Source organism: Bosea sp. AS-1 (assembly GCF_002220095.1).
Taxonomy (GTDB): Bacteria; Pseudomonadota; Alphaproteobacteria; order Rhizobiales; family Beijerinckiaceae; genus Allobosea.
The window spans coordinates 4,559,649-4,576,149 of sequence record NZ_CP022372.1 but is presented as its reverse complement, the minus strand read 5'-3'; the positions used below and the strand labels follow the sequence as shown (position 1 = coordinate 4,576,149).

General features: G+C 62.9%; 14 protein-coding genes. 1 reads left to right on the top strand and 13 read right to left on the bottom strand.

Annotation, left to right across the window (positions count from 1 at the left end):
* Positions 1 to 6 precede the first annotated feature (6 nt).
* From CE453_RS23485 to wecB, 12 genes are all read right to left on the bottom strand, one after another.
* Complete coding sequence (locus CE453_RS23485; RefSeq protein ID WP_089176770.1) at positions 7 to 759, bottom strand: polysaccharide deacetylase family protein; 753 nt, start codon at positions 757 to 759, stop codon at positions 7 to 9.
* Positions 756 to 1,277, bottom strand: coding sequence for a GNAT family N-acetyltransferase (locus tag CE453_RS23480; protein WP_157733165.1), 522 nt, complete (start codon positions 1,275 to 1,277; stop codon positions 756 to 758). Before CE453_RS23480 ends, CE453_RS23485 begins: the two co-directional genes overlap by 4 nt.
* A 4-nt stretch (positions 1,278 to 1,281) precedes the next feature.
* Positions 1,282 to 1,977: a WbqC family protein gene (locus CE453_RS23475; protein WP_157733164.1), complete on the bottom strand. Its 696-nt coding sequence runs from the start codon at positions 1,975 to 1,977 to the stop codon at positions 1,282 to 1,284.
* A gap of 8 nt (positions 1,978 to 1,985) precedes the next feature.
* Positions 1,986 to 2,777: an ABC transporter permease gene (locus CE453_RS23470; protein ID WP_089176767.1), complete on the bottom strand. Its 792-nt coding sequence runs from the start codon at positions 2,775 to 2,777 to the stop codon at positions 1,986 to 1,988.
* Entirely contained in the window at positions 2,774 to 4,015 is a 1,242-nt protein-coding gene (locus CE453_RS23465) for an ABC transporter ATP-binding protein (RefSeq protein ID WP_089176766.1), read from the bottom strand. The genes CE453_RS23470 and CE453_RS23465 overlap by 4 nt, the downstream gene beginning before the upstream one ends.
* A complete protein-coding gene (locus tag CE453_RS23460) occupies positions 4,012 to 5,187 on the bottom strand; it encodes an ABC transporter ATP-binding protein (protein WP_089176765.1) in 1,176 nt (391 codons plus the stop codon). The genes CE453_RS23465 and CE453_RS23460 overlap by 4 nt, the downstream gene beginning before the upstream one ends.
* A 29-nt stretch (positions 5,188 to 5,216) precedes the next feature.
* On the bottom strand, positions 5,217 to 6,113 hold the full coding sequence (locus tag CE453_RS23455) for a methionyl-tRNA formyltransferase (RefSeq protein WP_198302193.1): 897 nt from the start codon (positions 6,111 to 6,113) through the stop codon (positions 5,217 to 5,219).
* 37 nt (positions 6,114 to 6,150) lie between these two features.
* On the bottom strand, positions 6,151 to 8,034 hold the full coding sequence (gene asnB / locus CE453_RS23450; RefSeq protein WP_089176763.1) for an asparagine synthase (glutamine-hydrolyzing): 1,884 nt from the start codon (positions 8,032 to 8,034) through the stop codon (positions 6,151 to 6,153).
* A 31-nt stretch (positions 8,035 to 8,065) separates the two neighbouring features.
* Positions 8,066 to 9,208 carry a DegT/DnrJ/EryC1/StrS family aminotransferase gene (locus tag CE453_RS23445; protein ID WP_089176762.1) on the bottom strand — a complete coding sequence of 381 codons (1,143 nt, stop codon included), beginning with the start codon at positions 9,206 to 9,208 and terminating at the stop codon, positions 8,066 to 8,068.
* Positions 9,209 to 9,310: 102 nt separating this feature from the next.
* Positions 9,311 to 11,251: a glycosyltransferase gene (locus CE453_RS23440; RefSeq protein ID WP_089176761.1), complete on the bottom strand. Its 1,941-nt coding sequence runs from the start codon at positions 11,249 to 11,251 to the stop codon at positions 9,311 to 9,313.
* 46 nt (positions 11,252 to 11,297) lie between these two features.
* Entirely contained in the window at positions 11,298 to 12,275 is a 978-nt protein-coding gene (locus tag CE453_RS23435; RefSeq protein ID WP_089176760.1) for an NAD-dependent epimerase/dehydratase family protein, read from the bottom strand.
* A 47-nt stretch (positions 12,276 to 12,322) separates the two neighbouring features.
* The gene (gene wecB / locus CE453_RS23430) at positions 12,323 to 13,360 is read right to left on the bottom strand and encodes a non-hydrolyzing UDP-N-acetylglucosamine 2-epimerase (protein WP_089176759.1); all 1,038 of its coding nucleotides are present in this window, start codon (positions 13,358 to 13,360) and stop codon (positions 12,323 to 12,325) included.
* Positions 13,361 to 13,648: 288 nt separating this feature from the next.
* Between wecB and CE453_RS23425 the strand changes: the two genes are divergently transcribed.
* Complete coding sequence (locus CE453_RS23425) at positions 13,649 to 15,415, top strand: hypothetical protein (RefSeq protein ID WP_089176758.1); 1,767 nt, start codon at positions 13,649 to 13,651, stop codon at positions 15,413 to 15,415.
* Between the two features lie 25 nt (positions 15,416 to 15,440).
* Here the strand turns inward: CE453_RS23425 and CE453_RS23420 are convergent, their stop codons facing one another.
* Positions 15,441 to 16,280 (bottom strand): class I SAM-dependent methyltransferase, encoded by an 840-nt coding sequence (locus CE453_RS23420; protein WP_089176757.1) that lies wholly within the window; start codon positions 16,278 to 16,280, stop codon positions 15,441 to 15,443.
* Between the last annotated feature and the right edge of the window lie 221 nt (positions 16,281 to 16,501).

Sequence of the window (16,501 nt, the reverse complement as noted above, 5' to 3'; positions counted from 1 at the left end):
TCAGCGTTATGTCGTAATGTTACGACGCCCGCCGCGAGCGAGCAGGGCGTCGTAATCGCGACGCACGGCCCGCGCCCGTCCCATGATGGCGCGGTCGATGCGCTCGGACGGCGGCATCGGGTCCGGAGTCCACCACTCGGGGTGGGTCAGGAGATGCAGTCGCGGATGGCCGGCGGCGATCACATCGGGCATCGGCTGGAAACGCCAATAACCGTTCGAGTCGGAACAGTAGGTATAGTCGCGCCGCAGAAGCGCACTATACGCGTTGCACAGGCCACCGATGCGGTCAGCGTCGAACTCGAGTAGGTTCGACAGGTCCGGATTGTGCCAGCTGACGCATCGGATCGGTGTGCCGAGGATCGTCTCGAGGATTAGGCGTTCGCGGGAGAGCGCTTTCTCGATCTCTGCGGCGGTCCAGGTCGAGATGCCATAGGCCCCTGCATCGAAATGTAGGCCAATCTCATGGCCCAATCCTTTGATTCGCTCGAGAACCTGCGCGATTTCGGGCTCGAGCAGATTGTAAAAGGCGCAGCGCGGATTGACGAAATAGGTCGCGGTCGCGCCTTCCCGTGCTTCGATTTCGGCGAGCCTGGCCGCTCGGTGCATGGAATTGTCAACGTCATGCCGCCAGATGACGTGGCGATCGGCTGCTTCCTCGCCATAGCGGGCGAAGCGATACCCCCCGGCTTTCAGGCCCAGCAACAACTCGCGAAAGCCTATCTCGGTGAATTCCTCGAACCCTTCCGACAGCTGCGTCATGGGAGGGGATTCGCCAGGATCGCCATCACGACCTCGTCACACCAGCGGCCATCGATGAAGGCCGCTCGACGGAGAACGCCTTCCTGTTGCAGGCCGGCCTTCTCGTAGGCACGGATCGCTCTGGCGTTGTCAGCGAAGACCTTCAGTGAGACGCGTTGCAGATTGCGGTCGCGAAAGGCGAAGGACGCAGCGAGGCGGACCGCTTCGGTGCCGTAGCCCTGGCCTCGATCCCCATCGCTTCCGATCCGGATGATCAGCTCGGCGCTGCGGTGGATCGGGTGGATATCGACCAGTTGCACGACGCCGACCAAGCGCATGGTTACGACATCGCGGATGCCGAAAATGATGCGCGCCGAGTCCGCCGTCACACGCTCGAACCAATCGAGATGCGCCGGCTCATGCACAGGCGCGAAGGGCGCGTTGAATCTGACGGTCGCGGGATCGTTGATCCAGCCGAGCAGGGTTTCGGCGTCGTCTCGGCGCAGTGCAGTCAGCGCGACCTTGGTCCCGGCAAGCACAAAGTTACTCCATGAAGGCGTCGAGGGGGCGTCCGTCATGCATCAGGTAGTCGATGATCGACAGGCCTGCAATGAAGCGTGTTGCGTCGCCGTAAGGGCGCGGCGAGAACTCCTGGTAGACGAGTTCGATCCCATGGCTGGAGAAGAGGGCATCCTGCTGGTATCCGCCGGCTCCGCCACCAGCGAGGTAGGCGTTGCCTCCGGCCGCGCGGACGAGCGACGTCAGAAGCTCCGTCGCCTTGCCCTCGCTTGGTAGATTGGACTGGAGCAGGAAGCGGGTCTTCAATCCCAATTCGGCAGCGATGGTCTTGATGACAGTGATGTTGAAGGTGCTGAGATGTGTCTGTGGCAATTGGATCAACGGCTGGAGCACGGCCATCGCTTCAGCGTATCGCGGGGCCTTTCGATAATTCGCGTCGAGCGTGCGCAGGAGCTTGCTTCGCCAGGGCTGATCATCATCGATCAAGACCTGATTGATCGGAGCTCCGAGACCCATCCGTTTCACAGGACAGGTGATCCATCTTGCTTCGGCTTGGATGTTCAGACGAACCCGGTTGCACCACGAGCCCATGCCACCCGAACCCGAGCGCGGATAGTCGACGGCATCGAGGAAGACGAAGGAGTCGGCGCGCCGGATCTTGTCGAAATAGCCCATCCACGGGAAGAAATTGGGCTGATGGATAGCGGTGAGACCTGACACGGCCGCACTCACAACCGCGTGTCGAAGAAGGATTTCAGGCGTCGGAACCACCAGAGCCCGCCGGCGATCAGCGCGCTCGAAAACACTGCGAGATAGGCCAGCATCCAGACGGGCGGCAAGCTGTTGGCGAGGAGCGGAGCGCGATAGCACTCGGCGAGCACATAGAACGGGTTGAAGATCAGGATCGCCCGGATCGCGGCCGGGTAGGCCGAGAGCGGATAGAAGATCGGCGACGCGAACAGCACGATCGTGAGCACGCTCGGCAGGGCCAGCGCCGTATCCCGCACGAACACGTTGAGCGCCGAGAGGAACAGGCCGACACCCGAGACGAAGAGCAACTGCAGCACGATCACGGCCGGCAGGGCGACCACTGTCCAGCTCAGCCCTTCGCCCGAGACGAATTTGAGGATCACGACCAGGCTTAGGCCGACGCCGAGCGGTACCAGGCCGAGCATGGCGCCGACCACCGGCAGGAGTTCCGATTTGAAGGCGATGTTCTTGACGATGCCGGCATTGCTGGTGACCGAGCTGGTGGCCGAGCTCAGTCCCTCGTTGATGCCGAGCCAGGGTCCATAGCCACTGATCAGCCAGATGACGAAGGGGAGGGCTCCCTCGCGCCCCGGCAACCGGCTCGGGAACACGAAGGTGAAGACGAAGACGAAGATGCCCATCAGCATCAGCGGCGAGAGCACGGCCCAGACCAGGCCGAGGGCGGAGCCAAGGAAACGGTCGCTCAGCGCCATCCGGAACAGGCTGAGGAGCATCCCATAGTCTCGCCGGTCAAACCCCGCGAGCGTCATGAAATCTCTCCCTTCGGCGTCGCCGTGATGATTGGTGGGTATAGCAGGAGCGGCGCGCCACCGAACTGACCTGCCTCGTCGACGATCTCGATGACGCGATGGATTGCGTCGACCGGCCCGTGCTCGTCAAGCAGCGTCAACTCGAAACGATAGAGGCCGGCGCCGAGGATCAGCGGATCGAAGGTGACCGAGACGTCGAACGGTCCGCTCGCAGGCAGGCGAGCAGCATCTTGCGAGAGGCGTCTTTCGAGAATCCTCCGCCCGTCGACCCGGAGGATCGACAGGCAGAGGTCGCTCGCTCTCTGGGCCAGCGTGAGTTGACCGCTTGCCGATAGACGCAGCGGCACCAGGACGCGCGCGCTGGCGGTGACCGCCATACCGTCCTGATCGAGGCGAACATCGGTCAGGCGGCCGGCTTCCGTTCGGCGTGCCAAAGTGGTCCCCCGTCCGAATTTGGCTGCCAGCTCTGCTTCGTCGGCCTGGGCGACGGCCTTCTCATAGGCCTTGGTCACCTCTCTCGCCGGGCCATCCATAACGAGTTTTCCCTGATCGAGCCAAAGGCATCGGCTGCAGATCTCATCGATAACACCGAGCGCATGGCTGACCACGATGACGATCCGGCCTTGAGCGGTGATCTCCTTCATGCGTTTGGCGGCCTTGGCCGCGAAGAAGGCATCGCCAACCGAAAGCGTCTCGTCAATAATGAGCACGTCCGGTTCGATGAAGGCACCCATCGAGAAGGCGAGGCGCGCCTTCATGCCGGAGGAATAGGTCCGCACCGGGCGGTCGATGAATTCGCCGAGTTCGGAGAAGGCGATCACCTCCTCGACATGGGCTTCGATCTCGTCGCGGGTTTTGCCGTGCACGGCGCCGTCGAGATAGATGTTTTCCCGGCCCGTCGCCTCGTCGCGGAGCACGGCTCCGATCGTCAGCATCGCGTGGACGTCGCCGGTGATTTCGATCTGGCCGGCCGAGGGTTCGGTGATCCCCGCCAGCATCGAAAGCAGCGTGGTCTTGCCGGCTCCGTTGCGGCCGATGATGCCGATGCGTTCGCCTTCACGGATTTCGAGCGACACCTCCTGCAGCGCACGCACCTCGCGCAAGGTCGTGACGCGCTTGCCAGTGCGGAGCGCTTCACGGAGCGACACCGGTCCACTGCCGAGCTCGGCCAGCGAGAAGGTCTTGGAGACGTTGCGAACGCTGACATGCGCGTCCATTCTTTTTGGAGCAGCCGTCATGCGATCGCTTCAGTAGCTCCGACACGCCAGTGCAAAGGCAAGGCCGCCCCTGGCATAGCGTCACCGACGATGTCGAGCGAAAGCCCGTTGCCGTTCAGCCAGGACCAGCCATCGAGGATGATGCGCCGTCCCGGCACATCGCGATCCGGCATCACCAGATGGAGGCTGATCTGGTAGCTGCCGGGCTCGAGCGGCAGCTTGGGAACCCTGATGGCGAGCTGGTATTCACCGGGGTGTGATCCAATGGGGGCCACGTCCCGCGACATCAGGGCGGTCTCCCAGCCGAAGCCCGGCTGCAAACGCTCGATCACGAATGTGCAGCCGACCTCGGCTGCTGTTTCGACCAGCACATCGACCGTGATGTCGAGATCTTTGCCCGCTGTCGCCGCGATGGGCGTCTGCGGCCGCGATAGCAATTTTGCGATGCCGGCATGGTGCGCTTCACGCGCGTCCTCGCCGTAGAGATAGAGTCGCGCCGCCCGTTCTGCCGGACCACCGAAGGTTACCTTGCCCTTGTCGAGGACATAGGCTGTCTCGCACATCCGGACGATGGCGCTCCAATCATGCGTGACGAGCACGCCGGAGGCGCCGCCGGAAATGCGATCGCGCAGGCGACGCCAGCATTTCGCCTGGAAATGCTGGTCGCCGACCGAGAGGATCTCGTCGAGCAAATAGACATCGTAGCTGCCGGCGGTCGCGGTCGCGAAGAACAGGCGCGCCGTCATGCCTGCAGAATAGGTCAGGACCGGATCTTCGAAACGGTCGCCCAACTCGGAAAAATCGTGGATGTCGGCGATCATCTCGGCCCGCTCGCGCCGCGAGAAGCCATGGACGGTCAGCAGGCGGTCGGCATAGGCTCGCCCGGTTAGCTCCGGGTTGCCGACGAGGCCGAGTTCGTAGATCGCCGACATGGCGCCGTTCACGGCGACGCGGCCCTCATCAGCGGCATAGACGCCGCCGACCACCCGCAGCAGGGTCGATTTGCCGGCGCCGTTGCGGCCGAGCACGCCGACGAACTGCCCCTTCGGGACGGTGAAGCTGATGTCATGCAGGGCTTGGTAGACCGGGACGTCCTTGCTGGCGCCGAAAGCAAGTCGCCACGCGCTGCCGCCGTCGACGAGCGCGAAGCGCTTCGAGACTCCTTGGCAGGTGATGGCGATGGCTGAGGACATCTTGAAGTCGGCCTGACGGGGCTTCTGGTCTAACGGGGCGCGAAGCGTTTGTGCCCCGCCTTCCGCAGCTTGTCGAGGCAGCCGGAGCCGTCCGGGAAGGTCGCGTCTTCGATCAACAGCAGGCCGTCACGGGTGACGACGCCCGGTAGATCGAAATCCGGGAGCATGACGATCTGACCGGGTGCACCGAGGACGAGCGGCACTTCGTCCGGTATTCGGGTCGCCCAGATCTGGATCCGGTCCTCGCCCAGCGTCGTGAAGGCTCCCGGATAGGGACGGCTGACGGCCCGGACCAGCCTGTCGATCTCCAGACGCGATTGCGCCCAATCAATTCGCCCATCATCAGGCATGCGCTGTAAGCCGTAGCTCGCCTCACCCTCCTGAGGGCGCCCCTTTGCGTTGCCGTCGAGCAGTGCCGCGAGATGACGCATCGTCAGAGTCGCGCATGCATCGCGTGATGCGACCACGAGATCACCGATCATGGCATTGGGCGCGATCGGGAATGACTCCTGGCCGAATATCAAGCCGGTATCGACGCCATCGGCCATCTCGAACAAGGTCACGCCGGTTTCTTTCGCACCGGACAGAATGGCCCAGTTGAGAGGCGCGCCGCCCCGAAGCTTCGGAAGCAACGAAGCATGGAAGCCGAAGCAGCCGCGTGGGAAGGTTTCGCGGAAGCGACGTGGCACCATGTGGTACCAGCCGGCAACCAGACAGATCGCCGGAAGCTTGCCCTGATGGCGTTCCAGCACATTCTCGTAGGTCGTGAAGGGAATGATCGGCACTCCCTTGTCCTGCGCCCATGCCGCAGGATCAGCGCTGCGAACATTGGCGACGCGCTTCTCGCTATAGGAGATCGAGAAACTGTCACCGACGGTGACGATGCTGCTCAATTGCGCGCCGACCGCGTCGACGGCCTGCGCCACCGCCAGCGTGACATCGGTGCTGCCGAGGAGCAGGACACTAGCTGGCATAGGGCTTCTCGCCATTGATGAAGCAACGGCACCATTGCTCGAAAGACAGGAGCGACCAGAGCAGCAGCCGATTGTTCTTCCGCCCGGACAGGTGTTCTTCCACCGCGATGTGGATGAAATCGGCGTCGAGATAGGCGCTCGACGCGAGATCCGTGCCGAGCAGCATGTCCCGGACATAGTCCGCATTGTCGCCGCGGTACCAGGAGGCTTCCGGCGAGGAGAAGCCCTGCTTGCGGCGCTCCATGATCTCGGGCGGCAGGACATGCATCATCGCCTCGCGCAGGCAGCTCTTGCCGCCCGCGAACGAATCCTCCGCCAAGAGCTTCTTGCGGACGGCGTCCTCGTCGACCGTGAGCATATGCTCCAGATCGGACAGCTTGTGCCGTGCCGGTAGCCGCATCGCAAAATCGACGAGCGCGTTGTCGAGGAAGGGGAAGCGCTCTTCGAGGCCGTTCGCCATCGAGAGCTTGTCGCCGACGAGGAGAAGGCCGGAGAGGAAGGTCCGGCATTCGAAATAGAGCGAAGCGGAAATGTGGTCCTCCGGCGTCTCGAAGGAGAGGCGCGGCGCGTCGGCATAGACCGAGCGGAAGACATCGAACATCTCGGCATCGTCATCGGCCGAGGCGCCGAACAGGCGCTTGCGCTCCTCGGCGGTCGTCAGGCGCTGCCAGAAGCCGTAGTAATTCGACAGATAGTCGTCTTGGTCGAGCGAGCGGAATACGCGATAATAGCGCCAGGGGTAGCCTCCGAAGAGCTCGTCGCCGCCGGCGCCCGAGAGGCAGACCTTGACGAACTTGGACGCCAGCCTGGCGATGTAATAGTTCGGATAGCTCATCCCGAGGCGCAGATCCTCGAGATGCCAGACGACGCGCGGCAGAGACCAGCGAATATCGCCGGCATTGATGACCTGTTCGTAGTGCTCCGTCTTGTAGCAATAGGCCATCAGCTCGGCGTCACGGCGCTCGTCGAAGCCTGCCTCCGTCCCCTGGACGCGGCTCATCTCGAAGCCGGCTGTGAAGGTCTGCATGCGCGGGACATGCTGGCTTGCGAGGGCGACCAGCGTGCCGGAATCCATACCTCCCGACAGATAGGCCCCGACCGGCACGTCGGCGACGAGCTGACGTTCGACCGCCTGCTTCATCAGGGTTTCGAGGGTCTCGACGGCCTCCTCGGCACCGATCGGCTCGCTGTGAGAAAAATCGTAGTCCCAATAGGTCTCGCGCCGCTCGCCGTCGCGATCGATGGTCAGGATCGTCGCAGCCGGGAGCTGCTCCACGCCTTGGAACAGCGTGTGGGCCCGAAATAGATTCTGGAAGGTGAAATATTCCCGCAGGGCACTGTCATTGACCCGCACCCGGAAATCGGGGTGCGCCATGAAGGCCTTGATCTCGGAGGCGAAGGCGATGCGTTCAGGGGTGCGCCAGAGATAGAGTGGCTTCACGCCGAAGCGGTCGCGCACGAGATGAAGGCGCTTCTCGCGCGCATCCCAGAGGGCAAAGGCAGCCATCCCGTCAATTTTCCGGGCGAGCTTGCGGACGCCCCAGATGACGCAGCCGGCGATCAGGACTTCCGTGTCCGAGAGTGTTCGGAAGCTCCAGCCTTCGCGCTCCAGTTCGGCGCGCAGCTCGCGGAAATTATAGATCTCGCCGTTGAAGATGATCGTCCAGCGCCTGTCGGGCGAATGCATCGGCTGGTTGGCGATAGCACGCAGATCGATGATCGACAGCCGGCGATGGCCGAACCCGAGCGGTCCGTCGACGTGGAGGCCCGCGCCGTCGGGACCGCGATGCGCCAGAGCATCGCGCATCGCGACGACGATGGCGGGGTCGGCAGGCGCGTCGTTGCGGTTGAGAAAGCCGGCGATACCGCACATGCTGGATCAGCTCACGGGATGATGGCTCGCGTCAAAGCGCGGCCAACGCGGCTATGACCCGCTCGACATCAGAGGCTTGCATATGGTTGTGCAAGGGCAGGGCGATGCTCCGCGCTTCGGTGGCGGTCGCGACCGGGAAGTCGGCCGGGTCGGTGCCGAAGGTCTTGCGATAGGCCTCCAGCCCGACGACGGAATGGGTGCCGGGACGCCCGCCTATGCCCGATGCCTGCAGGTGCGCGAGGATCTCGTTGCGGCTGGCCGGAGCACGCTTTTCGTCGACCAGCGCGACATAGGCCTGCAGCGCGTGGACCTGGCCTTCCGGCCGAAGCGGTGCGCTGATCCAGTCGAATTGCTGCAGCCCGGCGTCGTAGAGCTTGGCGAGTTCGCTCCGTTCGGCGATGAAGCGATCGAGCTTCTCCAGCTGGATCGTGGCGATCGCCGCCTGGACGTCGGTCAGGCGATAGTTGAAGCCGAAGACCTTGAATTCAGGCAGCTCGTAAGGCTTCGGTCCGCGATGGCGAACTTCCTCGGAGATGCTTGCGCCATGATTGCGGTAAGTATCGACGAGGGCCGCGAGCCGATCGTCATTGGTCGTGACGACGCCACCCTCGCCGCAGGTGATCGACTTGCGCGGGTGCAGCGAGAAGCAGCCGAGCGTGCCGAGCGCGCCGGCCGCCTTGCCGCGGTAGTCGGCTCCAGCCGCGCAAGCGGCGTCCTCGACGATCGGAATATGGTCGGGAACGACGGCACGCAGCCGATCCATGTCGGCGGTAAGGCCGAAGAGGTGAACGGCGATGACGGCCTTGGTCTTCGGGGTGAGCGCGCGCCCGACGGCGCTGGGATCGAGATTATAGCTCGTTGCCTCGATATCCACGAAAACGGGTGTCGCGCCGCAATGGACCACGACATTGGCGGTCGCGACCCAGGTGAAGGCGGGAACGATGACCTCGTCGCCCGGGCCGATGCCGAGCGCTACGAGGGCGAGATGCAGCGCCGTGGTGCAGGACGTCACCGCGAACGCATGCTTGACGCCATGGCGGGCCGCGAAGCCCTCCTCGAAGCGCTTGACCCAAGGCCCCTGCGTCAGCCACCCGGATTCGAGCACCGAACGGACCGCTGCCACCTCTTCCTCGCCCATGACGGGTTTGGCGATTGGGAGAAATGGAACGGACATTGCGATCTCCAGCTGGGCGGCTCGCTGCCGAGCAGCAACTAGGTGGTCTCGATTAGGCGCAGGATTGCCGGGGCGCAAGCGCTGTGGAAGCGCAGCCGGCATTCACGCCGGATAAAGGTCCGGAGAATCGGCCGGCAAACCGGCCCTGACCCTGTCGATGACGCGCTCATAGCGTTCGGCGCAGGCGTCCTGCCCATGCCAGGCGAGAGCGAACGCGCGCGCTTGCGCGCCGAGCAAGGCGCGCTTGTCCGGGTCGAGGACGAGCGTGCGAAGCTTGTCGGTAATCGAGTCCTCGTCCGCATCGACCATCGGGACTTCAATGATCGGCCGGAGCGGCGGCAGCGGAGGAGCCTGATCGGGCCGGAGCCGGCAGATCGTCGCTTTTCCCAACATCATGGCTTCCCGGGCGTTGGCTCCGTACCGACCATAATTCAGCTGATCGACCACGATATCGGCCTGGCTCTGAAGGAAGCGGACGCGCGTGCTGGGAAGGTCGTGTGCGAATATCAGCCGCACCGGCAAGCCTTCGGCCTGAAGCGTTTCGACTGCAGCCATCACCGCTCCCGTACCCTTGATGTCGCGGCCTCCGCTCCTACGCGCGGCGTAATTGCCGACGGCGTGATAGATAAGCACCTCGCCTGGAGCGCGCTCTATGCGCATATCTTCTGGAATGGCGAGATCGGGGCGCCAGCGCTCGGGATCGAGCGCAGTTACGACCGGACCGTATGTGGTCCTGTCATTGATGCGCTCCGGCGTGGCGAGGTCGCCTTCGAGTCCGACCCAATCGCAGAGCAGCGACAGCTTTCTGTTCCAGGCGAGGCTTCGTGCGTCGCTGCACACATCGGGTCTGAGCTCCCAGACGCAGCGCCTGCAAAGCCCGCCGGTGAGATTCCGGATCGACGATTGCAGGCCTCCGTCCAGGCAACCACTCGGCATATATCCGATGGCTAAGCGATGCCGGCGCAGCTCCAGGAAATCCCAGGGTACGACACGCGGGGCTTCGCTGTTCTCGGCCGATTGAATGAAAAATGTCGCAAGGCCTTGTCCATAAAAATGCAACGCACCGTAGCGCTCGGGGACCGTGCGAAAGAACTCTCGGGCCTTGTTGGACATAGCCGCGGGATCGGCATCAAACAGGTTGATGTCCTCGCCATGATAGAATTGCCGCTGCGCGCTTTCTGGGGATTCGAGCGAGACCGTTACGACATCCCAGCCGCGCTTGCGCAAGCCAGCGCTCAGGCAGTTGAAATGATAGTAGTTATTGTGGAGGAAAAGTGCTGAATGGCGACGCGGTTCGGCGAAGCGAAGCCGCGACAACGTTTCCGGCTTGTCGAAAGGCGAGGCAGACGGCAGCGCGATCGAGCGAGCGTTCGCAGTCCCGATCGCATGAAAATCGATGCGGTCGATATCCGTCACGAGAGCGGCCAATGTCGAGAAGTAATCTGCGCTCTTCCGCGGGGCCTTTTGCGGCTGCGGATAGCGCTCGGTCAGCCAAGCGGCAGCTTCGAGCGGCATCCGGCGGATGGCACTGAGCAAGGAGTCGCTGCGATGCGTGGTATGGCCACTTGTCGGCGCAGGCATGATCAACGCCACCTCACGAACCGAGCCGTCGAGGATGGGCTGCAGCAATCCACCAGGCGGCTCGCCGGCGAGTTCGTCTTGTTGCTTGTCGTCGGGGGACACGAACAGGATTAAGAGCTGCTCCCCACGCCGAGCAGCCAATACGTTATAAGTATCGCCGAATGCTGCGATCCCGCCGATCTCCTCCATGAGGGGGAGGATTCCCTCGCGATGAAAGTGGCGTGCTTGCAGCGTGTTGACTGCAGCGAACTGTTGGCGCAGCGGGAGCATCTCCTGCTCCAACCTCAACAATTCGTCGCGCAATTGCGTATTGGCGCTGCGAAGCGCCCGATGTCTGAGCGCTGCCCTGGCGAGATCGCGCCGAAGCTTGCGATGCTTGGTGGACAAGAGCAGCAGGACCTGCTCGACATAGTCCTTCCAAGCCTTGCCGCGCCGGAGAAAGTCGAGGGGGCCTCGGCTCATCAGGCGCTCCGTAGCCGGGACGGGCAGAGCTCTCGCTTGCGCACGTTCAGCCTCTTCCGGCGCCGACTTTGTCGGCGTTTCGCCACGCAATCAGCCGACGGAGGCCTTCATCCAGATTGATGTCGGCCGTGAAGGCGATTTCCTCGGAAGCGCGCTTGGGGCTGCCGATGCGGTTGCGTACCAGGGTTGCCTGGCTGCGTGGCGCATAGTTGATCGGTTGGTTGCTGCCGGTGAGATGGCAAATCCGTTCGGCGAGCTCCTTCAGCGAGGTGCGGATCCCTGTACCGACATTGTAGAAGCGGTCGACGGTTTCGGCGCGCATAGCGCAGAGGTTGGCGCGTGCACAATCCTCGACGGCGACGAAGTCGAAGGCCTCCGAGCCGTCGCCAAGGATGGTGGGCCCTTCCCCGCGATCGATCGCGTCGAGCATCTTCATGATGACCGCAATATAGGCGCCGCGATAATCCTGCCGCGGCCCGTAGACGTTCATATAGCGCAACCCGACCAAGTTCAGGCCATAGCGATGGTGGAACGCGCGTGCCATGGCCTCGCCGGCGATCTTGGTGGCGCCGTAGAAGTTCTTGTTGTTGAAGGGATGATCTTCGGTCATGGGCTCTTCGACCGCATCGCCGTAGACGGAAGCGGAGGAGGAGTAGACGAGGCGCTTGACGTTCCTGGCGACGCAGGCCTCGAGCACATTGAACGTGCCGCGGATGTTCACGTCGAAGGCCGAGCGCGGAAAGTCGTGGCATTGCAGTAGCCAGAGGGCTGCAAAGTGGAAGACGCCGTCTGCGCCGTCGAGGGCGGATTGAAGCACATCCGTCTGCAGGATATCGCCGCCGACATCGTAGATCTTCACGCGGGGGTCCTTGAGCGCCCCTGCCAGATTGATCGTGCGGCCGCGCACGAAATTATCGTAGACGAGGACTTCGCCTACATCCGTCTGGGTGAGCTGGTCGACCGTGTGGGAGCCGATGAGACCGGCGCCGCCGATGACCACTACTTTCTTGCCGCTGAGATGCATCGCCTATCCATATATGGACGTTGTGTCGGATCTGTAGGTGGAATGGTCTAGATGGTCCTGCGCAACAGCGCCGCGATCGTCTGCGCGGACTGCCCGGTGCCGTAGTCGGGAATATCCCGGCGTGCCACATAATCGGGGCCGGTCCAGAGCCGGTTCCAGCCGGCCTCTATCGTCTCGACCCATTCGGTCTCGTCGCGGAGCGTCACGCAAGGAACGCGGTGGAAATAGGCTTCCTTCTGGAGGCCTCCGGAGTCGGTGAAGACGGCGGCTGCTTGGCTGAGCAGGCGAGCCATGTCGAGATAACCGATCGGGTCGATCAGGGTCACTCCTGCGGGGGCGAGGCCGCGGCTGTTGAGCAGCTTTCGTGTGCGCGGGTGGACCGGCATCATCACAGGCATCTCGCGTGCGGCGTTTTCGAGCCAGGAAACGACTCGCGCGAAGCGCTCCGGGTCGTCGGTATTCTCGGCGCGATGGATGGTCGCGACCGCATAGCCGCCTGGCTTGAGCCCATGCGTCTCGATGATTGTCGAGCGCCCTTCCGCCCGCTTCACCGCGGCGAGCGTGGTGTCGAACATCACGTCGCCGACAGCGTGAACGCCCTTGGTGATGCCTTCCGCCGCGAGATTGGCGACCGCTGCTTGCGTCGGGCAGAATAGCAGCGCGCTGATATGGTCGGCGACGACGCGGTTGACCTCCTCCGGCATCCGACGGTTGAACGAGCGCAGGCCCGCCTCGACATGAGCGACCGGAATGTTGAGCTTGGCGGCGGCAAGGGCTCCGGCGACAGTTGAATTGGTATCGCCATAGATCAGAACGAGATCTGGCTTCTCGGCCAGCATCGCTTCCTCGAGTTTCTCGAGCATGCGGCCGGTCATGGCGCCGTGGCCGAGGCTGTTAACCTCGAGGTTGTAGCCCGGCTTCGGAATGTCGAGCTCTTCGAAGAAGACGTCTGACATCTGCGCGTCGAAATGCTGGCCGGTATGGACGATGATCTCCGTCATCCCTGCTTCGGAAATGGCGCGGCTGACCGGCCCAGCCTTGATGAATTGCGGCCTGGCGCCGAGAACGGTGAGTATGTGAGGCATGATCGATCCGCTGCCGGGGCAGGATTTCTCTGGGCTTGGCTTACGCTCTGGCGAATAGCCGACCGTGGCTGACGACGCAAATGCGTTGGCTGTGACGAGGATGCGTCGCTAGAAGCCGCGCGCATGGCGCGCCGCCTCGTCCGTTTTGCTCGGCCCTCGCGCCGCCGGAAGGTGAAGGATGGTGGCACCGCGGTGCTTGACCGTAGGTCGTGCTTCCACCTATGCACAACTTTGCAAGGACGGGAGAGGATTTTGTCAAGCGTTCGGCGTGCGCTGGTAGCTTATTCGATGTCGAGCACGTTCGTTCAGACGACGCTCGACTATCTCTCGGCATTCAAACGGTTCAGTGGTTTTGACGTCGACTATGTTCATGTCACCCATCATGCGTCGATGGGGTTCGATTTCGATGGCTACGACGTCGTTTTCCATAGCTACTGCTCGCGCCTGTGCTTCGAAGGGTATGTCTCCGAGAGCTATCGGGAACGCCTGCGAGCCTTCTCCGGCGTCAAGGTTCTCGCGGTTCAGGACGAATATGACCATACTGACGTCCTGAAGGCGGCGATCAAGGATCTGCAATTCGATATCGTGCTGACCTGCGTCCCGCAGGACAGCCTGGAATATGTCTATCCCCGCGCGGAATTCCCGAACGTCGAATTCATCACGGTCTTCACCGGCTACGTGCCGGATGATTTCGCCGCCACACTTCCGCCGGCCAGGCCGTTGGCCGAACGACCGATCTTCATCGGGTATCGTGGACGCGACATCGGCGGCCGTTATGGCCGGCTGGGCTTTGACAAGTTCGAGGTGGGCCGGCGGACGAAGGAGCTCTGCGACCTCCGGGGTATCAAGACCGACATCGCCATGGACGAGGCCAGCCGGATCTATGGAACGGCGTGGTTCGATTTCGTCGGCGATTGCCGGGCGATGCTCGGCTCCGAATCCGGCTCGAACGTCTTCGATTTCGATGGCAGCATCGAGGCCCGCTACAAGGAGATGATGGCGGCGAACGGCGGCGTTCCGCCAAGCTATGCCGAGTTCCTGCCGATCGTCGCCGATCGCGACGGCGAGATCGAGATGGGCCAGATTTCGCCCCGGGTCTTCGAATGCGCGATGATGCGTACGCCGATGGTGTTGTTCAAGGGGCGTTATTCGGATGCGATCGTGCCGGACGAGCACTACATCGCCCTGAACAAGGATTTCTCGAATTTCGAAGAGGTGCTGGCCCGGCTGGAGGATTTGCCGGGGCTGGCGGCCATGACGGAGCGAGCCTTCGATCACCTGGTCGGAAGCGGGCGCTTCACCTACCGGGCCTTCTATGCGCGCGTCGTCGAAGCTATCGAGCGCAGGCTCGTGCAGAAATCATGGACGGGAGCGGACACGGCGACGCAGGTTCCGGCTGAGGTTCTCGACCCGGATGGCCGGGTTCTGGAAGCGCCGAAGCCTTGGCCAATGGGCGCAGATGAGTTCCAGGTTCGGACCGATGTCGGCGTTGTGGCCGTCTATCGTCAGGAGTTCGACACGTTGATCGAAGAATTTGCTCGCGTGCGGGCGATCTTCGAGAGTGAACTTCCGAGACTTCGCGAAATTTATAAAGAATCAATCGAGGCGCTTAGCAGCCAAAATCTGGCTCACGAGACGCTTTTGCCGGCTTGGGAGCAAGACGTCTCTGATTTTAAGAGGATTCTGAGCTTATACGATACGGCGACTGCCAGTCTTCCAAGCCGGCGGGAGCAGGTGCTTGCCGATTTCCGTGCCGCTCTTGCAAGCCATTCCACCGCCACGAGCCGAGACGCGCTTCAGCAGATGCTCGACATCGAGAAGGATGGCTATTTCGGCATGATTGAGTGGATCAAGCAGCTGAACGAGGCTTACCAGGCCGAGCGGCTGCAGCTGGAGCATGCCCACCGCGCCCAACTGGACGAGTTGAACGCGAGGCCGGTGCAGGCGTCGCGGCCGCAGCCAATGCGGGCGTGCTCCGCATTGGTCGGGCCGATGGTCCGAACCATTTCCGCCGTCAAGCCGTTGCTCCGGCGGCTGCTGAAGTCGTCCGGCTGATTTCAACCGCTGTGGGGAACGGCCGTCACTTCGTCGCGGTGGCGTAGAGGTCCAGGCCGAACCAGCGCGGAATCCAGGTCTTCAGCAATTCGCGCCTGGGCGGGCTCTGCTCGAATGGCTGGCCATTGTCGATGTTCTCGGTCTGCCCGGAGAAGGACGCGAAGCCGCGGCAGAACTTGCGCAGCGAGCGGATCGAAATCCAGTCGGTATGGGGAGCGCCTTCGCCGGCCTGGTTGGCATCATAGGCCGCGCGCTCGGCTTGGGCACTCAGGCCGACGACACCGCGATGGCCGAAGGTCTCGCGCATCAGGTAGCGCAGCGTCTCGGTGCGCGCCTGATAGAAGCGCCGGTAGGAATAGGCATAATAGACCATGAAGATGAGCTTGCTGCCGGGGCGCAGGATGCGCCGGCACTCCTCGATCGCCTTGTACAGATCGCCCGTGTGATGCAGGCAGCCGATCGCGACGACATAGTCGAAGCTCGCATCGGCGAACGGCGCCTGGAGGATCGAGCCCACCTGCGCGCGCCCTTCAAGGCCGGCCTGCTTCAGCCGGTGGTTGGCCATCGCGACCGGGCCAGGCGCGATGTCGAGCCCCTGATAGCGCGCGCCGGCTTCGGCCAAGCGCTGTGAGACGGTGCCGTATCCGAGGCCGATCTCGAGAACGTCCTTGTCCCTCATGTCCTCGAAGGGGATATGCACGAAGAGATAGGGGTAGAAGGCAAAGTACCAGTCATCGAACTTCTTCAACGAGGCCGGTGAATCGTCGGTGACGCCCAAAGACTTGGCGAATTGTGTTCCGCACAGCTCGCTCCAGAACGCAGAGTTGCGCGAGTCGATCGCAGTCTGATCCGCCGTATCCGACATGGGAAACCTTCACTATAGGAGCCTTGCGCCAGCGGAACGCACTGGCGGACCGATGGAGTATGAACGCTGTATTCCATGTCTGTTCTGCCAACAAGCTTCAACGATCGCCGGCCTTCTAGCCTTTAACCGACGCTGAGCGTTGGCTTGCACCTCGTCGACAGCTTGGGCGGCATCGTGTAACAGAGCGTCGCAAGCGCAGCTATAGTCGCGGCGACAACCCG